A 17,543-nucleotide genomic window follows, 5' to 3' on the forward strand; every position below is an offset into this window, starting at 1 on the left:
GCAGACAAGTCGTTTTTTTAAGTGGGATCTGCTCCACTCTTTTTAACACTTCCGTAAAATCGTTTACACTTTTAGAATTCTAATAGTTAATATTCATGGTTGATAAAAGTGAGGCACTATTTTAAAGAAGCAAATCGTATTACCGGCAAACGCAACTTTTACTTATTTTGTAAATGTTGCATTATTTCCTGCTAATGCAGTACAGGTGCGGCCTACCATATTACTACCGTCATCCAAACCTACCATATAGTCATTCCCTAATACAATTCGGACTACAGGATCAATATTTGTTACGTGTAAAATGTTAGCATTTATTGGGTCATTGGTTCTTCCTGTTGCCAAAGGCCCGGTTCCTGCTTCGTTTTTAATTAATACATCTGCCATGATTTCTCTTTTTTTAAATTAAACATTACTGAAAGAGGCAATTATTTTTCGTTGCCTGCCTCAGAAAAATTGTGGATTTTACTCCTATAAATGATATACTTTTATCAATAACGTAAACACAAAATCCGTGTCAATCAAGCTGTATTTTTCTTTTTTTCTTTGAGATAAAAATCTCATTTACATTATTGAGACGAATTACATTTTTGCTTTACTTTTGATTTTCTCATTTTCCTGATCTGCAGTATCCCTCAATGAGTTTTTAGATTCGGGTTGTACAATCCTTAATTCTAATAAGTCAAAACTATCCCTTTATTCGCTCTTTTATTTGTACAGAATAAGCTACTTTTTATCAATTTGAATCATAGCACTTTTCTTAATAAATTAACAAATGGAAATAAATGACTATTGGTGTTATATTTACTTGGCGGGCATTCAAAATTTTGTTTGAAAACACGGGAAAAATGAGCAATATCAAAAAAGCCGGCAAGAGATGCAGCTTCGGTAACTGATTTCTTTTGTACTACTAATAACTCCGCAGCAAATTGAAGACGTATATCCCTTAACAGACGTATAGCAGGAAATCCAAATAGTGATTTTACTTTCCGATTAAGATTTGACGGACTCATAAAAAGTTTGGCTGACAGCATCTCTATACAGAATGCCTCGTTGTCGAAATTATCAATCACAATAATCAGCAGTTTTGTAAGCCATTTGTATTCTTCTTTCAACTGAATGAGTTTGTTAAAGCATTCATTGCTTAAGGGAATCTTCCAATCTTCCGGCTTGAATCCTGTAATCAGACAGTTATCGCGATATGCTGAGGGAGAAAGTCCGAACTCTTGTTTGAATTTACGACTGAAATTGGTCACATGATTAAAACCGCAATAAAGAGCCGTTTCTTCAATAGAGTATTTATTGGTTTCTAAAATATGTTTTGCTAGCTGCATCCTATAATACAAAATGAGTTTCCCCGGAGAGAAACTCATTTGATTTTGCACTTTGCGATTAAGCTGTGCTTTACTGATCTTTAACTGATCGGCTAATTGGGAGACTCCAAAAGAAGGGTCTGTTTTTTTTCTTGTATAATAGCATCAGTCTGCCGTAAAAAATTTTCATCCGAAAAATTAGTGCTTTTTTCAATCTCAAGTTCTTTCATAGTTTATACGCTTTAAATAATATTTTATCCTATTTAAATAAAGACAAGCTGAGAAAGAGAAATGCAAAACTGAAAAAACATTTAGAAGCCAATCAAAAAAATAGTGTCAAACTAAATTTCAAAAAAGGATATTTCATACTGTTTGAGGTCAGCATACTAAATCAATGGCTTTTATATCTTTATCTTTTCAAAACTAAACGAGCCATTCAATTTAATACAGGAAAATGTCACAGGATCAATATATGATGGCACGAAAACAACTAATTTAGTCATAAGATTTTTCTTAATGCCATAATTGCAAAAAGTTACTAAAACTTACATTTTATTTTTGCGAAGGGTTTGCTGGTCAGAAACCAAAATCGGAAGTTTTATTGAAAAGATCCGGATGCCGGAATTCTATTGTACAAAACCCGTATGACAGCTAAAATTTTATTTTTGGGAGACAATGGCAGAGCCGAATACAATGAGTTAGCCTTTTTTACTTTATTTAATACCTCAATCATTTCCTAAAAAAGTTAATGATTCGTTTATTGATCATCCTGCTCTTTTGAAGTTAAAAAAAAAAGAATTACTCCTCATCCAAATTCAGATGAAGAGTAATTCAAACACTCAACCTATTATTGTTTATCTCTCTTCTACTGCTTTTTCAAAGCTGTTGGTTCTTTCAATTAACAGGTTTTTCAAATCTGTAAAAACTCTAAAGTTTTTTAACCAGCTACCACCCTTTGCACTCCAGCCATCATTTATTCCATAATCAACCGTACGTGAATCTGTACCCGTAAGATCAAAAAAGGCTCCGGCAGACATTGCTCTTGTCATTACGGTAGCTGTCTCGATCCTATGTTTAGAAAAAATTAGCGCTATTTTATTAATAGGCGTAATAACTCTTGCATGCCCGGCTCCTAAAATTGGAAAGGCACACAAGACATTTGGCTTCCCGTTTACTAACTGATTAATCCCTACCGCAAAATGCTGTGTATCTTTGTTCAAAAAAGATACTGCTCCAGGATAACCGCCTGAAGTCGATTTGAGATTCCCGGATCCTTTTTCAATAGTTATCAAGTCATCTAAACTTGCATCGATTGTATTACGTGCTTCGATTACAATCATAGATGCTACCGTACTTGTTGAGTTGTAAGCCTGAAACTGTTCCTGCCAGGTAATTTTGGTTGCAGTCAATAATTCCTCTGGCGGTAAACGAAACCACACTGTTGGAGAACCATCACCAAATGCCGCTACCGATTTAAATCCGTATAATGAATATCCTTCCTCTTTTAAAATTTTTACATCCTCCGGACTAATATTAATTGTTGTGCTAAAAGTTGTCATAATTTATTAGTTTGTTTGGCCCTACTCATAAGGTTTTTCGGGTTACGCCTCGCATTTTGCTCTGAATGCGAACAGTTCGTTTTTTAATCATTGTTTTGTTTTTGGTGATTCAGGAATACTCTTTTGGTTAGTTTAAATCTGAAAAAATTCCCTGAAACAAAAAACCGCCCAAAGCAGGCGGTCCTTAGATTTCAATGGAATAAGAATTTTTTCTTCATTCAGTATTCCTGTATTGAATTGTTAGGGGAGAATTTGGTTTCTAAGCCAGTTCTTTTGTCAAATTCTTTACAGACTTTACCGGCACATTCTCGATATGGTGATTCCAGTAAGAGAATCCTCCTGTACCGTTCCATGAATTATCGATTGCTAAGTGTGCCTCAAAGTTGGCAAGGAAAGAACCAATTGCAGGAGGAGGAACAGATTGAACGTATTGTCCGCTCAAACTAACTACCTGAGTAATTTTACCAAATCCGGCTGCGTATATTCTTCCTTTTACATGAACGACGATATGACTATCAGGACCCGGAATGGCCTGTGTAATGACTACTGTACCTGAAACAGAATGTTGTGACGGTACAACAACTAAACTAAATGATGCAATTGGAGCACCTGGTGTTCCTACATTCCCGATTGTGCCTTTTGCTAAATAGGCACCTGCTAATAAATCTGCCATAATCTTTTAATTTAAATTTTTCTTACTCGTAGGGCTTTTCAGATGCCGCCTCGTTTTTTATAGTGGGTTCTGCTCCACTTTTTATCATTGGATCAGGTCTCTCCTTATTCAGATACCGGCTCGTTTTCCAGAGTGGGTTCTGTCCCGCTTTTTATTACTGGTCCAACTTTTCCCTTATTTGGAGAAGCAACACTGATCTGTACGTTTACCTGTCCTATGTTATCTGTTAGACCTGCTCCGTAAATGCCTTTCAAATCGTCATTAATGCATAGTTCTAATTTTCCAACTAATCCCGGCGGCGTATTTGCTCCCAGTCCGATTAAGAAAACAGTATCTCCAATTTTACCTACCAGTGCTCCTTCGTTTGCACCTGGAAGCGCATAACCGGGTTTTGCACTAATAAAAGTTGGATTTCCGGCAGAATTATACAAATGACCGTTATTGATATTTGGATTAGCCGTCCATAAACCGTCTTTATATTTTATAGTAGCAACTCTGCTAGGATTCAATCGAACACCTGTATCGAGCCATGGATAAGAAGGATTAGGATTATCGGGAGTGCTTGGATTCGGTTTTGCCTGAACGGTAAAATCAACTGGCGGAACTGCGAAATTGCAAGGTGGAATTGGATCTTTAAATTCCTCATAATCAAAATAATCTGCCAGAGCTAGACTCGTTCCTAAACCTACACCTGACTGCGATTGCATGAAAGTTATAGGTCGGCTTTGGCTTCCGGTTCGATTCAAAGGACTATACCAGGTCCATAAATAAGTAGAATCAGGATAATTATTCCCCGAAGGCGGAAACAGTACACCAACAACAGTGGCAGTATTACCCGGGCAAAGTGCCGGATTACGTTCAATAGTGGCATGAATTTTTCCTTGTACTGCCGGAATCTGAACCCAGTTTGGCGGTTGCTGCGGGAATGGGAAATTTCCAAAACCAATCGCATTTGTTATTCTGTCTCCCAAATAGTTAATTAAAAATCCTGCACCACTATTAGGCGGCGGTGTCATCCCGCTAGGAGTTGGCCCCGTAAGAAGCGCTTGCTGTGCGGTAAATGGATTTGTGGGATTGTATGTATATTTCATCAATGTACTCTGACTTCTGTCTGATGAAACGCGATATTGCGAATTGTCTCTCCAATTGTATAAAACCCTTGTAGGAAGCGGATTAAATGCTTCGTTGACCGGTGTCATGAAAACAGTCATTCCAAAATTAGTATTCCATGTAAATAACTCAAAGTTACTAGGATTTCCAAATGAAAAACCTTGTACAGCCGGAGGTACCAAAGGTGTGTTTAAAGGATTACTTGTTAGTCTTTCAAAAGTGGAGAAATAAGTAAAGGAGAACATTTGAAATAATGCCAGCTGATTAACATCTCCCAACCCCGGGCGTGCCACTGGTCCTTGTCCAAACATAAGACGCACCGGAAAATTAGTATTGTGGTCAAACCACATCCAGGTAGCAGGTGCCGGACTGCTGTTGCCCACCGGAATTTTCCACCAATCTACTTTTTGCGCCTTCATCCAGTTGAGGTAGCTGGTTCCGGAACATTTTGCTCTACTGCTTTCATTTCCAAACCAGTTTGTAGTTGGAATTCTCCAACCTACATTGATCGGTGTATAACGGCTTCCATCTGTCGATACTTCTGTTTGAGTTGGCGTAACTCTGTACCACCATCTTCTGCCGGAAGCGCCTACCAGCAAAGCGTTTAATCCGAGTCCTTCGGCATAATAGACCGTCGCGGTACAAATTTCAAAAAATGGGCTCTCTTTGTCGGCAGTAGTACTATTACTCTGCAGAGGACTAAAAGGGTGAAGTACACAGGTACATTTCCAAAATTGTGGAAGTCGGGGCTGAGGCCCTGTAAAAGTATCCAAAACCGGATATCTTGAATCTGGTATCGGATCGACGCATGTTTTCGAAGAAGAGGCTAAATCTTTCATGGTAGTTTGCTTTTGGGGTTACTAATTTGGATTGTTTGGTATTATTTTGATTCTCAATAAAAAATCATATCATACTGATTTTCTTTATATTAACTTCACAAAACCAGCATTTTTAATTTTCCCCATTAAAATTACAATGCATAAGAAGTCCTACATAAAAAAATGTCATGAGACTGGTTTTTTTATCCATAAAGCGAATAATCAATGGAACAGAATTCTTTAAAAGACCAAATAAGAATTACAACCTTGCTCAAAAACATTATCTCCGATCCAGCAACACGGGTGTTTTAGTCGTATTGGGATCTATGTACAGATCTGCCGCCGTAACCAGCAGAACCTCAACCTCCATAAAACCGTCTTCGTAGTTCAATAGTTTTTTCAATGCTGCAAGTTTTTCCTTCACAAAATCATGTTTTCTTTCATCAGAAACATTTTGCACGATTAACATCTTTACAAGATCCTTAAAATTTTTATTGGTTGACAATTGAATCTGAAAAGCAGTTGCCTCAGTTGTAAGCGAAAGAAATTTATCTAAGTCGTAATGCTGTTCGCAAACTATAAAAGATTTTGCCTCTCTGGATTTTAATTCAAGGAAAGATTTTCCATCCAGTTCTACCCATCTCCCGACATCTCCAATAGCATATCGAAAAACCGGAAATCTTTTACGGAATGTATTCGTTACGGCTATGGTACCGTATCCTTCCTCATCGGGATTAATGATTTCAACGATGATACCTTTAATAACAGAAAACAAGGATGGCGTTTTAGTACAATGCGACCAGGCCCAAATTCCGGTTTCGGCAGAGCCATACATGGAATACACTTCCTGAAAACCGAGCACCTGCTCTAAAAATTTTTGTGTATTAGGTCGTAAAAACTCACCAGCATAAAACAACTTTCCTATTTCTATTGTTCTGTTGTTCTTTTGCAAAAACTGAGCAAAGCAGACTAATTTTGAAGGAGTTCCAAATATAAAATCAGGCTTGAAATGACGGGCTGCCTGTTCCATATCGGCATAACTTGCATGGGCACTTAATGCCAAAGTTGTGGCCTGACATTTTTCAAGAATATCATCCATAATAGCTGCCGTGCGGTACATATCAGAATAACCAAAAATGTTCAGGGCAATTGTTTTAGGGGTAAAAAAGTGAGTTCGGGTGAGTTCTCCTGCCAATGCAAGACGCTGATTATGATTCTCCCGAATATCAACCGGAAAAACGAGAGGCTTGTGAGTACTCCCACCTGAGCGTACCAAATACACGCCGGTTTTTTCTTCCTCAAGTTTAAATTTTGTCTCTAAAATCGGCATCAATTCTTTTTTGCTCAGCACCGGTGCTCCGGCAGCAAAATCATTTCCTTTGTAAAATTCAATATACAAAGGATTTTGTTTAACCAATTCAAAGTAATCCTGTAATTCAGTATGGTCTATTTTTGGAGGGATACAAACGGGATACATAAGGGGTCGTTTTAGGAGTTTCTTCTTTTTAAATAATAACTATTCTTAACTAACAGTTTGAAATGATTGAAAATAAACAGTCCTTTCTGCTGCCAGGATGGTAATCGCTCCATGGCATGTTCCAGCCATCGCTGCGAATACATTCCCATTAACTGTTGATCGTATCGGTTCGAACTTTTTCTGTACCGCTTTATGATGATCGGAATTTCAATTGCTTTCCAATCTGTGGGACTGATTCTCGACAAACTTCCTTCTACTTCGCGTACTTCGATGCAGGCTTTATTCAGTAATCCAACTCTGGAGGGTTGAGGTAATTTTTTTAGTACCCGATACCATAAGTCAATGCCTTCACTTATCGAAACATCAGTTTCATAGAAAATGTCTTCGAGATGTTTTTTTCGGATCACAACATTACTGCCAAAACCCATAATAAAATCGGGAGAACTAATCGTGTGCAATGGATTCGGAATTAAAAACAGTTCCTCTGAAAAAGGAATCATTTCTTTTTCAAATGATTTAATTTTCGGTAAATAATGATTTGAAGGGATGAGCAAAATGCCAAGTATCAGAATATCCAGATTCTCCTCTTCCATCATAGCACTAACATCGTGCAAACAAGTCGGCAAATAACAGTCGTCTGCATCCAGAAAACTTATCAAATCTCCGGTTGCCAGCTCGATTCCGATATTTCTGGCATTACTCGGACCTTTATTCTCTTCGAGCTCGATAATCTGAACATCTGTCTGCAAAAATTGAGGGGCAAAAAAGGAAAGCGCGTCTTTTAGATATATCAAACTCAGGTCTGAACTGCAATCGTCTACAATGATAAGCTCCGACACCTTTTTTTCCTGAAAAGCCAGAGAACGAATGGTATCATAGACATAAGCTTCCTTATTATAAAGAGGTATCACAACGGTATGTCTCATATTTTGACTACTGTGCTATTGGATAAATCAAAGCCCTTCCCTGATGCACATTTACAACAGATTCATCTGATCCTCGAAACATGCCGGATCCATAACTTTTATCGTCTTTACACAACAGCATTCCCACTAAATAAATCTGACGATTGTTTTCAGCATCATCAAACTCTTTTTGATCTACAAAATGCTGAATGAGATAGCTGTTCCAGTTTTCTCTCACTATAGTATTCCAGTTTTCATCTGTGCAATCGCTTTTCACGTAGGCTCCGATTCCCCTTCCACCACTGTTTAGTTTTAAAATCAGATTTTGTGCTGTATTGGTAAATTCGTCACATTCAACAGGATCGGTAATCACAAAACTTGGGATGAGATACTCTTTTAAAAAAAGGTACTCTTCTTTACTAAGGTAGTCCTGCATAATCCCGGCATCATACATAACAGCCAAAACTCTTTTGTCATGAATAAGGATTAAAGTCCGGATGTCATTGAAATAGCAATTCTCTTCGATTAACTTATCCAATACATCGGGACTGATTTTTTTTAATTCTTCCCGATCCATTTCGAGTATAAACTGTGAAACCGGTACTCCGTTGGCCTCTATTGCATCCTTTACAATTGCTAGCTCCTGAGGTTTTGCAGAAATTAATTCAATATTTAATTTTGCCAATTCCCTTTGTGCATTAAAAATATCGCTGCCTTTTTCATCATCATGAATAAGAGCTACTTTTTTATGAGGAGCGAACTGATGTGACAGATCGTCGATAAGATTTTTCAAATCTGTTCTCCCTACAGCCACTTGATCTTTATATTCATTGGTCTGATTGTTTATCAGATGCAAATAATAACTGATCATCCATCCATTTAACGGATAACGTGCTCCTATTTCGCAAATTTTAGGCTGGTCGTTAGTATCATATAAAAAATCAGGGCGATAAAAACCCTGATTATAGCTTTGGTTATTACACTTTTTCAATAAAGCTTCAAGGTCCTTCTCCAGTTGATAATAGTTCCGGATTCTGCTGTCTTCAAAATAATTCAAAACAATTGCTGTACAAGCTTTGTTCAAAACAGCACACAGGCGATCCATCGGTTTGTTATACTCCGGAGACAGGACGACAGACGAATTCGCAAAAGCATCTCTGCCTAATATGTTGATATTCTGAAAATATTCAAAAAACAACTGATTCCATTTTTCCTGTTGATCAGCTTGGTTTTGCTGTAGTTTTATTTTTGACATATAGAGTTGAAGTTTATTTTTTTTTTTATAAATGATGAGATGCGCAGATTTAAAAACTCAATTCTTCCACTTCCAAAAGATCTACCATTACAGCCGATTTTTTTGCTAAATAGTCGTTGACAATTGCTTCCAGATCATACGATTCCAGATCGATATTCATTGCTTTGGCGTAATGAAAAATGGAACTAACCGCAAAAAAGAAATGATTTTTCTCTGTTGGCCCACAGTGAACACTGATCCATGCTAATGTTTTATCGCACTCTTCTTCTGTGTAGCCGTAATCATTAATCAACCAGGACTGGAATTTTGGCAAGATCAGTTCTACTTCTCCATGCGTATAAATTTCATGTATCAAAGTCGTCAATAAAGCAATCATGATGTCTTTATTTCGTAAGGAGTTTTGATCTTTCCATGCTTTAAAATCACAGGCACTCTGATTCAGGTAACGACGGGAAAGCCAGTCATCATCTGTGCAAATTGTAGTCGCCATAGTATAAAACAGCTGCGAATGTAAAATTCTGCCTACCACTGCCAGATCTTCATCAACGATACGGTTTAAACTGGTGATCGATTGCAATAATGCTTTTTCATCTCCAATAGGCTGATTTTTATGAACCAGCATGGTCATACGATTGCTGATTCCGGATACGGTCATTGCGCTGTTATTGGTCTGACTCCAGCTGTGAAAGAAACGCTGTAAACGTTCTTTGTCCTGAACTTTAGAAGTCAGCTGATTGAAACTTTTCTCAATTTTTGCAAATGCTTCCTCCTGATTAGGAAGGAATTTTAATAATTGATCTTTTAAATGTGATTCTTCCATTCCTTCAAGAACCGGAAGAATAATTGAACTTAAACTTGCCATAACTGTTTTGATTTTAGGTTAATTAATGATTTTGATTTCTATTGTTTGTTGGTGGTTTTTTAATCAACAGATTTAGAACGGTAATATTTAATTTTCCGAAGCACATCGATATCTTTAAAATGATATTGCTCTAACCAATCGGCGTCATCAAAAAAGTTACAGCTGGATTCGGCAATTACAGTAATGTTTTTGTTCAGAGCGATCTGATAGAGCTTTTCTAATAATTCAGCATACTGAAAATCGTACAGCGGATTGTACAGATAAAAAACGTTTCCATCCGAGATATCCATTTTTAAAATATCTCCCGAAATTGCTCTGACATTCGCAAGTCCTTCTTTCTCGATTAAAGCAACGCAGATTCTATTTCGCTCTTCCAGAATTTCGATTCCTTTAAACTGAACATCCGGATATTTTACAGCGCCGTATAGAATAACATTCCCGTAACCGGAACCCAAATCGTAAAATACCGTTTGTGGAGTCATCTGAATCGGGTCAAAAAGAGCCTCTAAGAAACTGGAAGATCCGTATCGATAAGAATTTAGTCCGTACTTAATGGTAATTTCCGACAGACTTAAACCTTCTTCAATATGACTTGAATACTGATCAATTTCCGATTGAATGCTTCTTAATTGCTCCATACTATTTCATCATTAAGAATTCCAGTTTTTCCAGTGAGCGTTTTGCTGTTTCCATTTTAGCGGCATATTCATCATTTACCTCTTTTACGTTGCTGTTACAAAAACTGCAAACCTCTTCTTCTTCATATACATAATTATCACAGCCATTGCATAACTTTAAGGCTTTAGGTATTCTTGGAACTCTTGCTGTCGCATCAACAACAGGAACAGGAGTTTCATTGTAAGGTGATTGTATTTCTACAATTACGCCATTTTCATCTTCGACGATAATTTCAAAAAGTCCCATATCGAAAGACGTTCCCGGTGCTTCCTGTATTTTTCTTACTCGTTCTTTAAGACCTTTCTTTTTTAATTCTAAAGCACGGTGATGGCAAAAAGGATTATTCCCTCTCTTACCAAACAATACATGACTTGTCCAGGTACAGCCCGCCAGACAGGAAGATTCATAATAGCAGCCTTTACAGCCGCCCCATAATTCTTCTTTATTTCTATATCTGGAAAAAACCATCTCTTCACTGTATTTCCAAATATCCTCCAGTGCCATATCTTTTACATTTCCTCCTGTATAGGCACTTGTGGGTAACGAAGGGCAGCCTTTAATTTTACCATCTGCCTCAATCCCTATTCCGGTATGCCCTGCCGAACACCCGGTGTAATATTTTTCATTACCCTGTCTCCAAATGTGCTCATACGGTCCGAAATAACCAATGTTATTCCCTGCCTGTATCAGGATATTATGAGCTAAGGCTTTTCTGTAGATCACAATAAGTTCATCATAAAAATCAATTAATTCATAAGGCTGAACGATCAGTTCATCTGCATTGTCTACGGCATTTCCCATAGCAACAGCCAATTGTATCTGCCAGTTTTTAACATTATTTTCAATCAGAACATCCAAAAGGTCGTTCATCTCATTTTTACTTCTTTTTGTAATTACTGTATTTACACTGGAAGTTATATTATGCTTTTTGAGTAGTTCGAGGCAATTAACGGCATGTTCAAAAGAATCTCTTCTTCCTCGTATTTTATTATGAGTATCCGGCATTCCATCAATGGAAACACCTATATTATTTATTCCTGCATTTTTTGCAGCAATGATTCTTTCTTCGTTTAAATTATAGGCACCGGACTGCATAGAGCATTCGATCCCGCTTTGATGTATTCTTTCGATAATTTCAATCCAGTCTTTTCTTAAAAAAGCTTCCCCTCCAATAATCGAAATTTCTCTGGTACCAAGACGTTTAAGACTATCAATAACCCCAAAACATTGTTCAGTTGTTAATTCGCCCGGTCTTACTTTTCCGGCTCTTGATCCGCAATGTGAGCATTTCAAATTACAAGCCAGCGTAATTTCCCATACGACATGTACCGGAGTGGCCGTTGCATAATCATCTCTTACTCGGTATCTTGTTGAGGTCTTAGTAGTATCCATCTTATATCAATTTTATTAATATTTTAGTACAATGCTTTATGATATAATGCCGATGTAATATGAAAATAGTACCACGCAATTGGACTATATTGACTATACAATCGGTATTAATTTTGTTTATGGTTTGACAATTATTTAAAAGACGGTTTAAAAAGTAAAACTTGATAAACCGTCTTTTTTAAATTACCTTTTCTTTTTCAAGGCATCAATTGCATCAAGCAATTCTACCAATGCTACATGCAAATCTTTTTGTTCTCTAATGGTTTTCTTAGCTTGCTCAGCTACCGCAACCATTTTTTCTAAATCATTAGAAGCTATCGCCTCTCTGATTCCGACTCCGTAAAGTACTGTTGCCATACTATTTTGCTTTTTGATTATTCCTACTCTTTAGGTTTTTCAGATACCCCCTTGTTCTTCTGTACAAGTCAGCTTATTTCTTGTTCTTTAGAGAATCTATTGCGTCCAATAAGTCTAATAAAGCTACAGTCAGATCTCCCTGATCTTTTATTGTTTGCTTTGCTTGCTTGGCAACAGCTTCCATCTTGGCCAGGTCATTAGAGGCAAGAGCTTCTCTAACAGCGACACCATAAGGCATGATTATTCCCATAGTTGTTGTTTTTTAGTTATTATTGTTTTGTTTGAGGATTCATCCTTTTTACAGGAAAAAATTTCTGCCAGAGAAACTTTCTGATTCCTTAATTACTATAACCGAACTGATGCAGGAAGAGTGCCGGTTCGTTTGGACTCAAACAAGTCAAATTACCCAGAGTCACTGTTTGACCTTCTTTATTTTTTCCGGTAATAATGATATTCTTCGCTCCGGCAGTTAATTTACCTAGACGGTTTCCGGTATTTACTTCGCTTCCCATTTCATGAGGTGTTCCTGTTCTGGTAGCGATAACATTTCCCGATCCGTTTTCAATTAACACTCTCTGTCCTATTGCCGGTGCCGGGAATAACTGAGAAACTGTAATATCAGTAAGTGCTCCCAATGTGATATATGGAGGCAAAGTTTCTGCATTAATAGTTTCAGATTCAGGCTTACCAAGCGTAATAGTTCTTCCAAACTCAGGCTGAGTTCCCGCATTTGTGCAGTACATCCACGGAGTAGTAAAAGGAGTACCGTCTTCATATTCTCCAGTTGCTATATATCTTTGGTGTACACCTAATTTTGGTTTTTCAGACAGTGTGTTCAAATCAAGATTATAAAACACTGATTTAATAAGTGTTCCAACTGCAAAGGTACCGGTAGCTTTTTCAACAACAGGAAGAATAACTGGTCCAACTCCTCCTCCATGCCATTCTACATAAGGATACACATTTACATTTTTTACTTTTTGAGGTATTGCTTGCATAATAATAGTTTTTGTCCTACTCATGAGGCTTTTCAGATCCGCCTTCGCTTTTAACTGTGCGAAACAGTCCGTTTTTTCGAGTGGGTTCTGCTCCACTTTTTCAATCTCAACTAATTAATAATTAATCAGTTACTCAAATAATTTTCTTTCATTAAATTTCTATATCAAAGCTATTTTAGATATGAAGATCGAATCGAAAAAATGTTATAAAATGAGAATTATCTGTCATAAGACTCAAAAATCAAGACATAAGATAATTCTTAAAAAAAGCCAATTCAATAAACTTTCATTTATTTTTGAAAGTTTAAAAACTTTTACTTACATTTGTTTCATGGAATTCAAAGAAGCAAAAAATAAGTTCGTACAAACGTGGGGAGCCTTAGGTTCTCAATGGGGAATTAATAAAACCATGGCGCAGATTCATGCGCTGTTAATGGTTTCGAATGAAGCTGTTTCTATGGAAGACATCATGGAGGAATTGCAAATTTCACGCGGAAACGCCAGCATGAACCTGAGAGCTTTAATGGATTGGGGAATTGTATACAAAGAGTTCAAAGCCGGGGAGAGAAGAGAATTCTTTACAGCGGAAAAAGATTTGGATGAACTAGCTGTAAAAATTGCCAGAGAAAGAAGCAAAAGAGAAATTAAACCTGCTCTTAAAATATTAAAAGAAGTATCTACAATTGAAGCAAAAAATACCGCAGAAGAAAAACACTTTGTAGATCAGACTTCTAAATTGTATGATTTCGTTTTAAAGGCAGATAATATGATGGATAAAATGACGGAATTTAATGAAAACTGGTTGGGACGTCTCGTTCTCAAAATCATGAAATAAAAAAATTTAATCAAAACTTTCATTTTTTTCTGAAACTTCAAAACAAACAACAAACAACAAACAACAAACAACAAACAACAAACAACAAACTATAAACTATAAACTATAAACTATAAACTATAAACTATAAACTATAAACTATAAACTATAAACTATAAACTATGAAAACGCTGGAAAACCAAACCCTGCTTTATGACGAAGATTGCCCGCTATGCAGTTTATATACTACCGGCTTTGTAAAAAGTGGCATGTTAGATCAAAACGGAAGAAAATCATACTGTCAGCTATCTGAAGAAGAACAGAATTTTGTGGATTTAAAACGTGCACCCAACGAAATCGCTTTGATTGATAACCAAACCAAAACGGTAACCTATGGAATTGACAGTTTAATTAAAGTTGTCGGTTTTTCTTTCCCGCTGATTGAAAAAATTTCAACTCTAAAACCGATTCACTTTCTCCTCAAAAAAATGTATTCTTTTGTTTCCTACAATCGAAAAGTAATCATCCCTGGAAATGCAGTTGAAGAGAACAAACTACAATGTACTCCTGATTTTAATTACAAATACCGCTTTCTGTTTATCGGATTTGCATTAACGGTAACAAGTTCTATTCTTTATGGTTATGCTAATCTGATTCCGGGTTTGCCGAAAACCAGTATTTCAAGAGAAATCATTTTGGCATTGGGTCAGATTGTTTTCCAAAGTCTGTTTTTATTGAAATTCGACAAACAAACCATTATCAATTATGCCGGAAATCTAATGACGGTTTCTTTGATGGGATCCTTAATTTTAAGTCCTGTTTTGCTTCTGAGCAACTTTATACCACTTTCAGAATTTATCATTTTGGGCTGGTTCGGAATAACCGTTTTGATAATGTTTCTGGAGCATTTTAGAAGAATCAAAATTCTAAAACTTCCTTTTTATTTATCTTACACCTGGATTCTATATCGAATTATTGCTTTATTCTTCCTTTTAAACGGATAAAAAAATTAGTGCTAATTCGAGCAACTCGTACCAAAAAAATACAACAATGAGCAAACTCATCATCGCAGCCGGAACAGGTTTTCTGGGACAGGTTTTAATACGTCATTTCAAAAATAAATTTGAAGAGATTGTCATTCTCACCCGCGGGAAATCTCAGATCATTGACGGAATAAAATATGTAAACTGGAATGCTAAAACTTTTTCAGGCTGGGAAAGCGAATTGGAAAATACTTCTGTATTGATTAATCTTGCAGGAAAATCTGTTGATTGCCGTTATACTTCAAAGAATAAAAAAGCAATTTTATTATCTCGAATTGAAAGCACAAAAATTTTAAACAAAGCCGTTTTGAATTGTAAAAATCCTCCAAAACAGTGGCTCAATTCGTCAACTTCTACCATTTACCGTTTTTCTTTAGACAAACCAATGGACGAAACCGAGGGCGAAATTGGAAATGATTTTTCTATAAATGTGGCACTCTCGTGGGAAAAAGCCTTTTTTAAGACAGAAACTCCAAATACCCTGAAAACAGCTTTACGAACATCAATCGTTCTGGGAAAAAATGGAGGTGCTCTGCTTCCGTTAAAGATTTTGGCTAGAATAGGTTTTGGAGGAAAACAAGGAAAAGGTAGTCAATTCATAAGCTGGATTCACAAAGATGATTTTGCAAGTGCAATCGAGTTTATAATTAAAAAAGAGATGACTGGAAAAATAAATATCGTTTCCCCAACCCCTATTCCGAATACTGATTTTATGCAAAAACTTCGAAAAGCCATTGGTGTGCCTTTCGGGATCCCACTCAACAAATTCTTTTTAGAAATAGGATCTTTTATCATTCGAACAGAAACGGAACTCGTTTTAAAAAGTCGAAATGTGATTCCGAAACGATTGCAGGAAAATGGGTTTGAGTTTAAATTTGACACCCTGGAAAAAGCACTAAAAAATCTGATCTAAATAAAAAAGCAAATTGAAATACCCCATGATTTCATGACAACAATAACGCTCAAAACCAAAATAAAAGCCTCTCAGAAAATTGTTTTTGATGCTTCACGAAATATTGATGTTCACCAGCAATCTGCAAGTTCATCAAAAGAAAAAGCCATTGCCGGTGTGACAACCGGATTAATCCATTTAAATGAAACTGTAACCTGGCGCGGCAAGCATTTCGGATTTTATCTCACTCATAAAAGCCGAATCACAGCAATGAATTTCTATACCTATTTTGTCGATGAAATGGAACAGGGCAAATTCAAATCTTTCAAACACGAACATTTTTTTGAAGAAAAAGACGGTTTTACAATTATGAAAGACAAACTGCAATATGAAACTCCATTTGGGATTTTAGGTGAACTTTTTGATATTTTATTTTTAGAAAAACATCTTACTCGTTTTCTTCTGGAAAGAAATAAAATTTTAAAAGAAACTACCGAAAACAAAATTAAAGGAATGTAATCATCAGCCACCAAAATATCGGCACGCTCTCGACCCAAAAAGAAGTGTAATATTTGGAGCGATTGGGGTTGGCAAAAGCAATAAACAACATCAATATAAAAATCATGATCAGATTGATACAAGCATCATGATAATTAAACGTAGAAACAAAAACTTCCAACCCCCAAAAAGGAATCAGCAATAAGAGACCTAAAATTTTGGTTCGTTTTACCCCTATTGTTTGCGGAACAGTTTGCAAATGCGGATCGTCATTCGCTAAATCGATAATTTCAAAAACCAAAACCAGAACAAAAACCAAGACGAAACGCTGAATGCATTTTATAAAAAAATCACCAGTAAACGGAATTTCGGCATTTATCAAAGGTAAAACCAGCGTAGCACCAACCCAGCAAATTGCGACAATATAAATTTTTACGCCTGCCCAATTTCGTGCATTTCTCCGATTCGGAAAAAACGGAAGGGTGTAAAGTGCTGTTATCAAAAAAATTACAATTGAAATAATTTGAGTAATCCTCTTCAGCTTAAAAAAATAATAGCCCACCAAAAACAGTGAAATAAAACTCAAAACAGCGATAAATTTCAACTGATTTCCAATTTTTTTCTTTTGAACACGAACCAAAACATCGTATTTAACAAAATTATACCCCACAATTGTTCCAAAAAAACCAAACAGTGCCATCGACACATCGTACTGAATATGAAACACATGAAAGGTAATCCGAATGAGTGCATAACATGATAAAGCCACATGAATACTGCCATTCAGGTAAAAATCTAATATGTACTTTAACACTTTCATTATTCAAATCTAATCAATTATTAAGAAACCATATCTTTAATTGAAAATTTCACAAAAAATGAAGTTAAAAATGTGCATTAAA

The 17,543-nt window shown here is 36.3% G+C and carries 19 protein-coding genes and 1 pseudogene; 4 read left to right on the forward strand and 16 right to left on the reverse strand.

Annotation, left to right across the window (positions count from 1 at the left end; translation table 11 throughout):
* Positions 1-162: 162 nt before the first annotated feature.
* From ACAM30_RS05400 to ACAM30_RS05470, 15 genes and pseudogenes are all read right to left on the reverse strand, one after another.
* The gene (locus ACAM30_RS05400) at positions 163-384 is read right to left on the reverse strand and encodes a hypothetical protein (protein ID WP_369617561.1); all 222 of its coding nucleotides are present in this window, start codon (positions 382-384) and stop codon (positions 163-165) included.
* Between the two features lie 359 nt (positions 385-743).
* Entirely contained in the window at positions 744-1,031 is a 288-nt protein-coding gene (locus ACAM30_RS05405; protein WP_369618641.1) for a helix-turn-helix transcriptional regulator, read from the reverse strand.
* 171 nt (positions 1,032-1,202) lie between these two features.
* A pseudogene (locus tag ACAM30_RS05410) lies at positions 1,203-1,415 on the reverse strand (helix-turn-helix domain-containing protein); the annotation flags it as partial.
* Positions 1,416-2,164: 749 nt separating this feature from the next.
* Positions 2,165-2,869, reverse strand: a complete 705-nt coding sequence (locus ACAM30_RS05415) for a hypothetical protein (protein ID WP_369617562.1) — start codon at positions 2,867-2,869, stop codon at positions 2,165-2,167.
* 259 nt (positions 2,870-3,128) lie between these two features.
* Positions 3,129-3,542: a DUF1842 domain-containing protein gene (locus ACAM30_RS05420; protein ID WP_369617563.1), complete on the reverse strand. Its 414-nt coding sequence runs from the start codon at positions 3,540-3,542 to the stop codon at positions 3,129-3,131.
* Between the two features lie 104 nt (positions 3,543-3,646).
* Positions 3,647-5,491 (reverse strand): hypothetical protein, encoded by a 1,845-nt coding sequence (locus ACAM30_RS05425; protein WP_369617564.1) that lies wholly within the window; start codon positions 5,489-5,491, stop codon positions 3,647-3,649.
* A 259-nt stretch (positions 5,492-5,750) separates the two neighbouring features.
* Complete coding sequence (locus ACAM30_RS05430) at positions 5,751-6,947, reverse strand: hypothetical protein (RefSeq protein ID WP_369617565.1); 1,197 nt, start codon at positions 6,945-6,947, stop codon at positions 5,751-5,753.
* 11 nt (positions 6,948-6,958) lie between these two features.
* Positions 6,959-7,873 carry a glycosyltransferase family 2 protein gene (locus ACAM30_RS05435; RefSeq protein ID WP_369617566.1) on the reverse strand — a complete coding sequence of 305 codons (915 nt, stop codon included), beginning with the start codon at positions 7,871-7,873 and terminating at the stop codon, positions 6,959-6,961.
* A gap of 7 nt (positions 7,874-7,880) precedes the next feature.
* A complete protein-coding gene (locus ACAM30_RS05440) occupies positions 7,881-9,107 on the reverse strand; it encodes a hypothetical protein (protein ID WP_369617567.1) in 1,227 nt (408 codons plus the stop codon).
* A 49-nt stretch (positions 9,108-9,156) separates the two neighbouring features.
* Positions 9,157-9,969: a hypothetical protein gene (locus tag ACAM30_RS05445; protein WP_369617568.1), complete on the reverse strand. Its 813-nt coding sequence runs from the start codon at positions 9,967-9,969 to the stop codon at positions 9,157-9,159.
* Between the two features lie 59 nt (positions 9,970-10,028).
* Complete coding sequence (locus ACAM30_RS05450; RefSeq protein ID WP_369617569.1) at positions 10,029-10,607, reverse strand: hypothetical protein; 579 nt, start codon at positions 10,605-10,607, stop codon at positions 10,029-10,031.
* A gap of 1 nt (position 10,608) precedes the next feature.
* Positions 10,609-12,039: a radical SAM protein gene (locus ACAM30_RS05455; RefSeq protein ID WP_369617570.1), complete on the reverse strand. Its 1,431-nt coding sequence runs from the start codon at positions 12,037-12,039 to the stop codon at positions 10,609-10,611.
* 183 nt (positions 12,040-12,222) lie between these two features.
* Positions 12,223-12,396 (reverse strand): DUF1843 domain-containing protein, encoded by a 174-nt coding sequence (locus ACAM30_RS05460; RefSeq protein ID WP_017495080.1) that lies wholly within the window; start codon positions 12,394-12,396, stop codon positions 12,223-12,225.
* A 73-nt stretch (positions 12,397-12,469) separates the two neighbouring features.
* Complete coding sequence (locus tag ACAM30_RS05465) at positions 12,470-12,646, reverse strand: DUF1843 domain-containing protein (protein ID WP_369617571.1); 177 nt, start codon at positions 12,644-12,646, stop codon at positions 12,470-12,472.
* Between the two features lie 88 nt (positions 12,647-12,734).
* Complete coding sequence (locus ACAM30_RS05470) at positions 12,735-13,394, reverse strand: hypothetical protein (RefSeq protein WP_264531403.1); 660 nt, start codon at positions 13,392-13,394, stop codon at positions 12,735-12,737.
* A 331-nt stretch (positions 13,395-13,725) separates the two neighbouring features.
* On the opposite strand from ACAM30_RS05470, the gene ACAM30_RS05475 reads away from it, so the two are divergent.
* The 4 genes from ACAM30_RS05475 to ACAM30_RS05490 all read left to right on the forward strand — a co-directional run bounded on the left by ACAM30_RS05475 (position 13,726) and on the right by ACAM30_RS05490 (position 16,662).
* Entirely contained in the window at positions 13,726-14,229 is a 504-nt protein-coding gene (locus ACAM30_RS05475; protein WP_369617572.1) for a GbsR/MarR family transcriptional regulator, read from the forward strand.
* A 161-nt stretch (positions 14,230-14,390) separates the two neighbouring features.
* The gene (locus ACAM30_RS05480) at positions 14,391-15,212 is read left to right on the forward strand and encodes a hypothetical protein (RefSeq protein ID WP_369617573.1); all 822 of its coding nucleotides are present in this window, start codon (positions 14,391-14,393) and stop codon (positions 15,210-15,212) included.
* A 46-nt stretch (positions 15,213-15,258) separates the two neighbouring features.
* Positions 15,259-16,164: a TIGR01777 family oxidoreductase gene (locus ACAM30_RS05485; RefSeq protein WP_369617574.1), complete on the forward strand. Its 906-nt coding sequence runs from the start codon at positions 15,259-15,261 to the stop codon at positions 16,162-16,164.
* A gap of 33 nt (positions 16,165-16,197) precedes the next feature.
* Positions 16,198-16,662 carry a cell division protein gene (locus tag ACAM30_RS05490; RefSeq protein WP_369617575.1) on the forward strand — a complete coding sequence of 155 codons (465 nt, stop codon included), beginning with the start codon at positions 16,198-16,200 and terminating at the stop codon, positions 16,660-16,662.
* On the opposite strand, the gene ACAM30_RS05495 is transcribed toward ACAM30_RS05490, so the two are convergent.
* Positions 16,649-17,461, reverse strand: a complete 813-nt coding sequence (locus tag ACAM30_RS05495) for a hypothetical protein (protein WP_369617576.1) — start codon at positions 17,459-17,461, stop codon at positions 16,649-16,651. The genes ACAM30_RS05490 and ACAM30_RS05495 overlap by 14 nt on opposite strands.
* Positions 17,462-17,543 lie beyond the last annotated feature (82 nt).

The organism is Flavobacterium sp. CFS9 (genome assembly GCF_041154745.1).
Lineage (GTDB): Bacteria > Bacteroidota > Bacteroidia > Flavobacteriales > Flavobacteriaceae > Flavobacterium.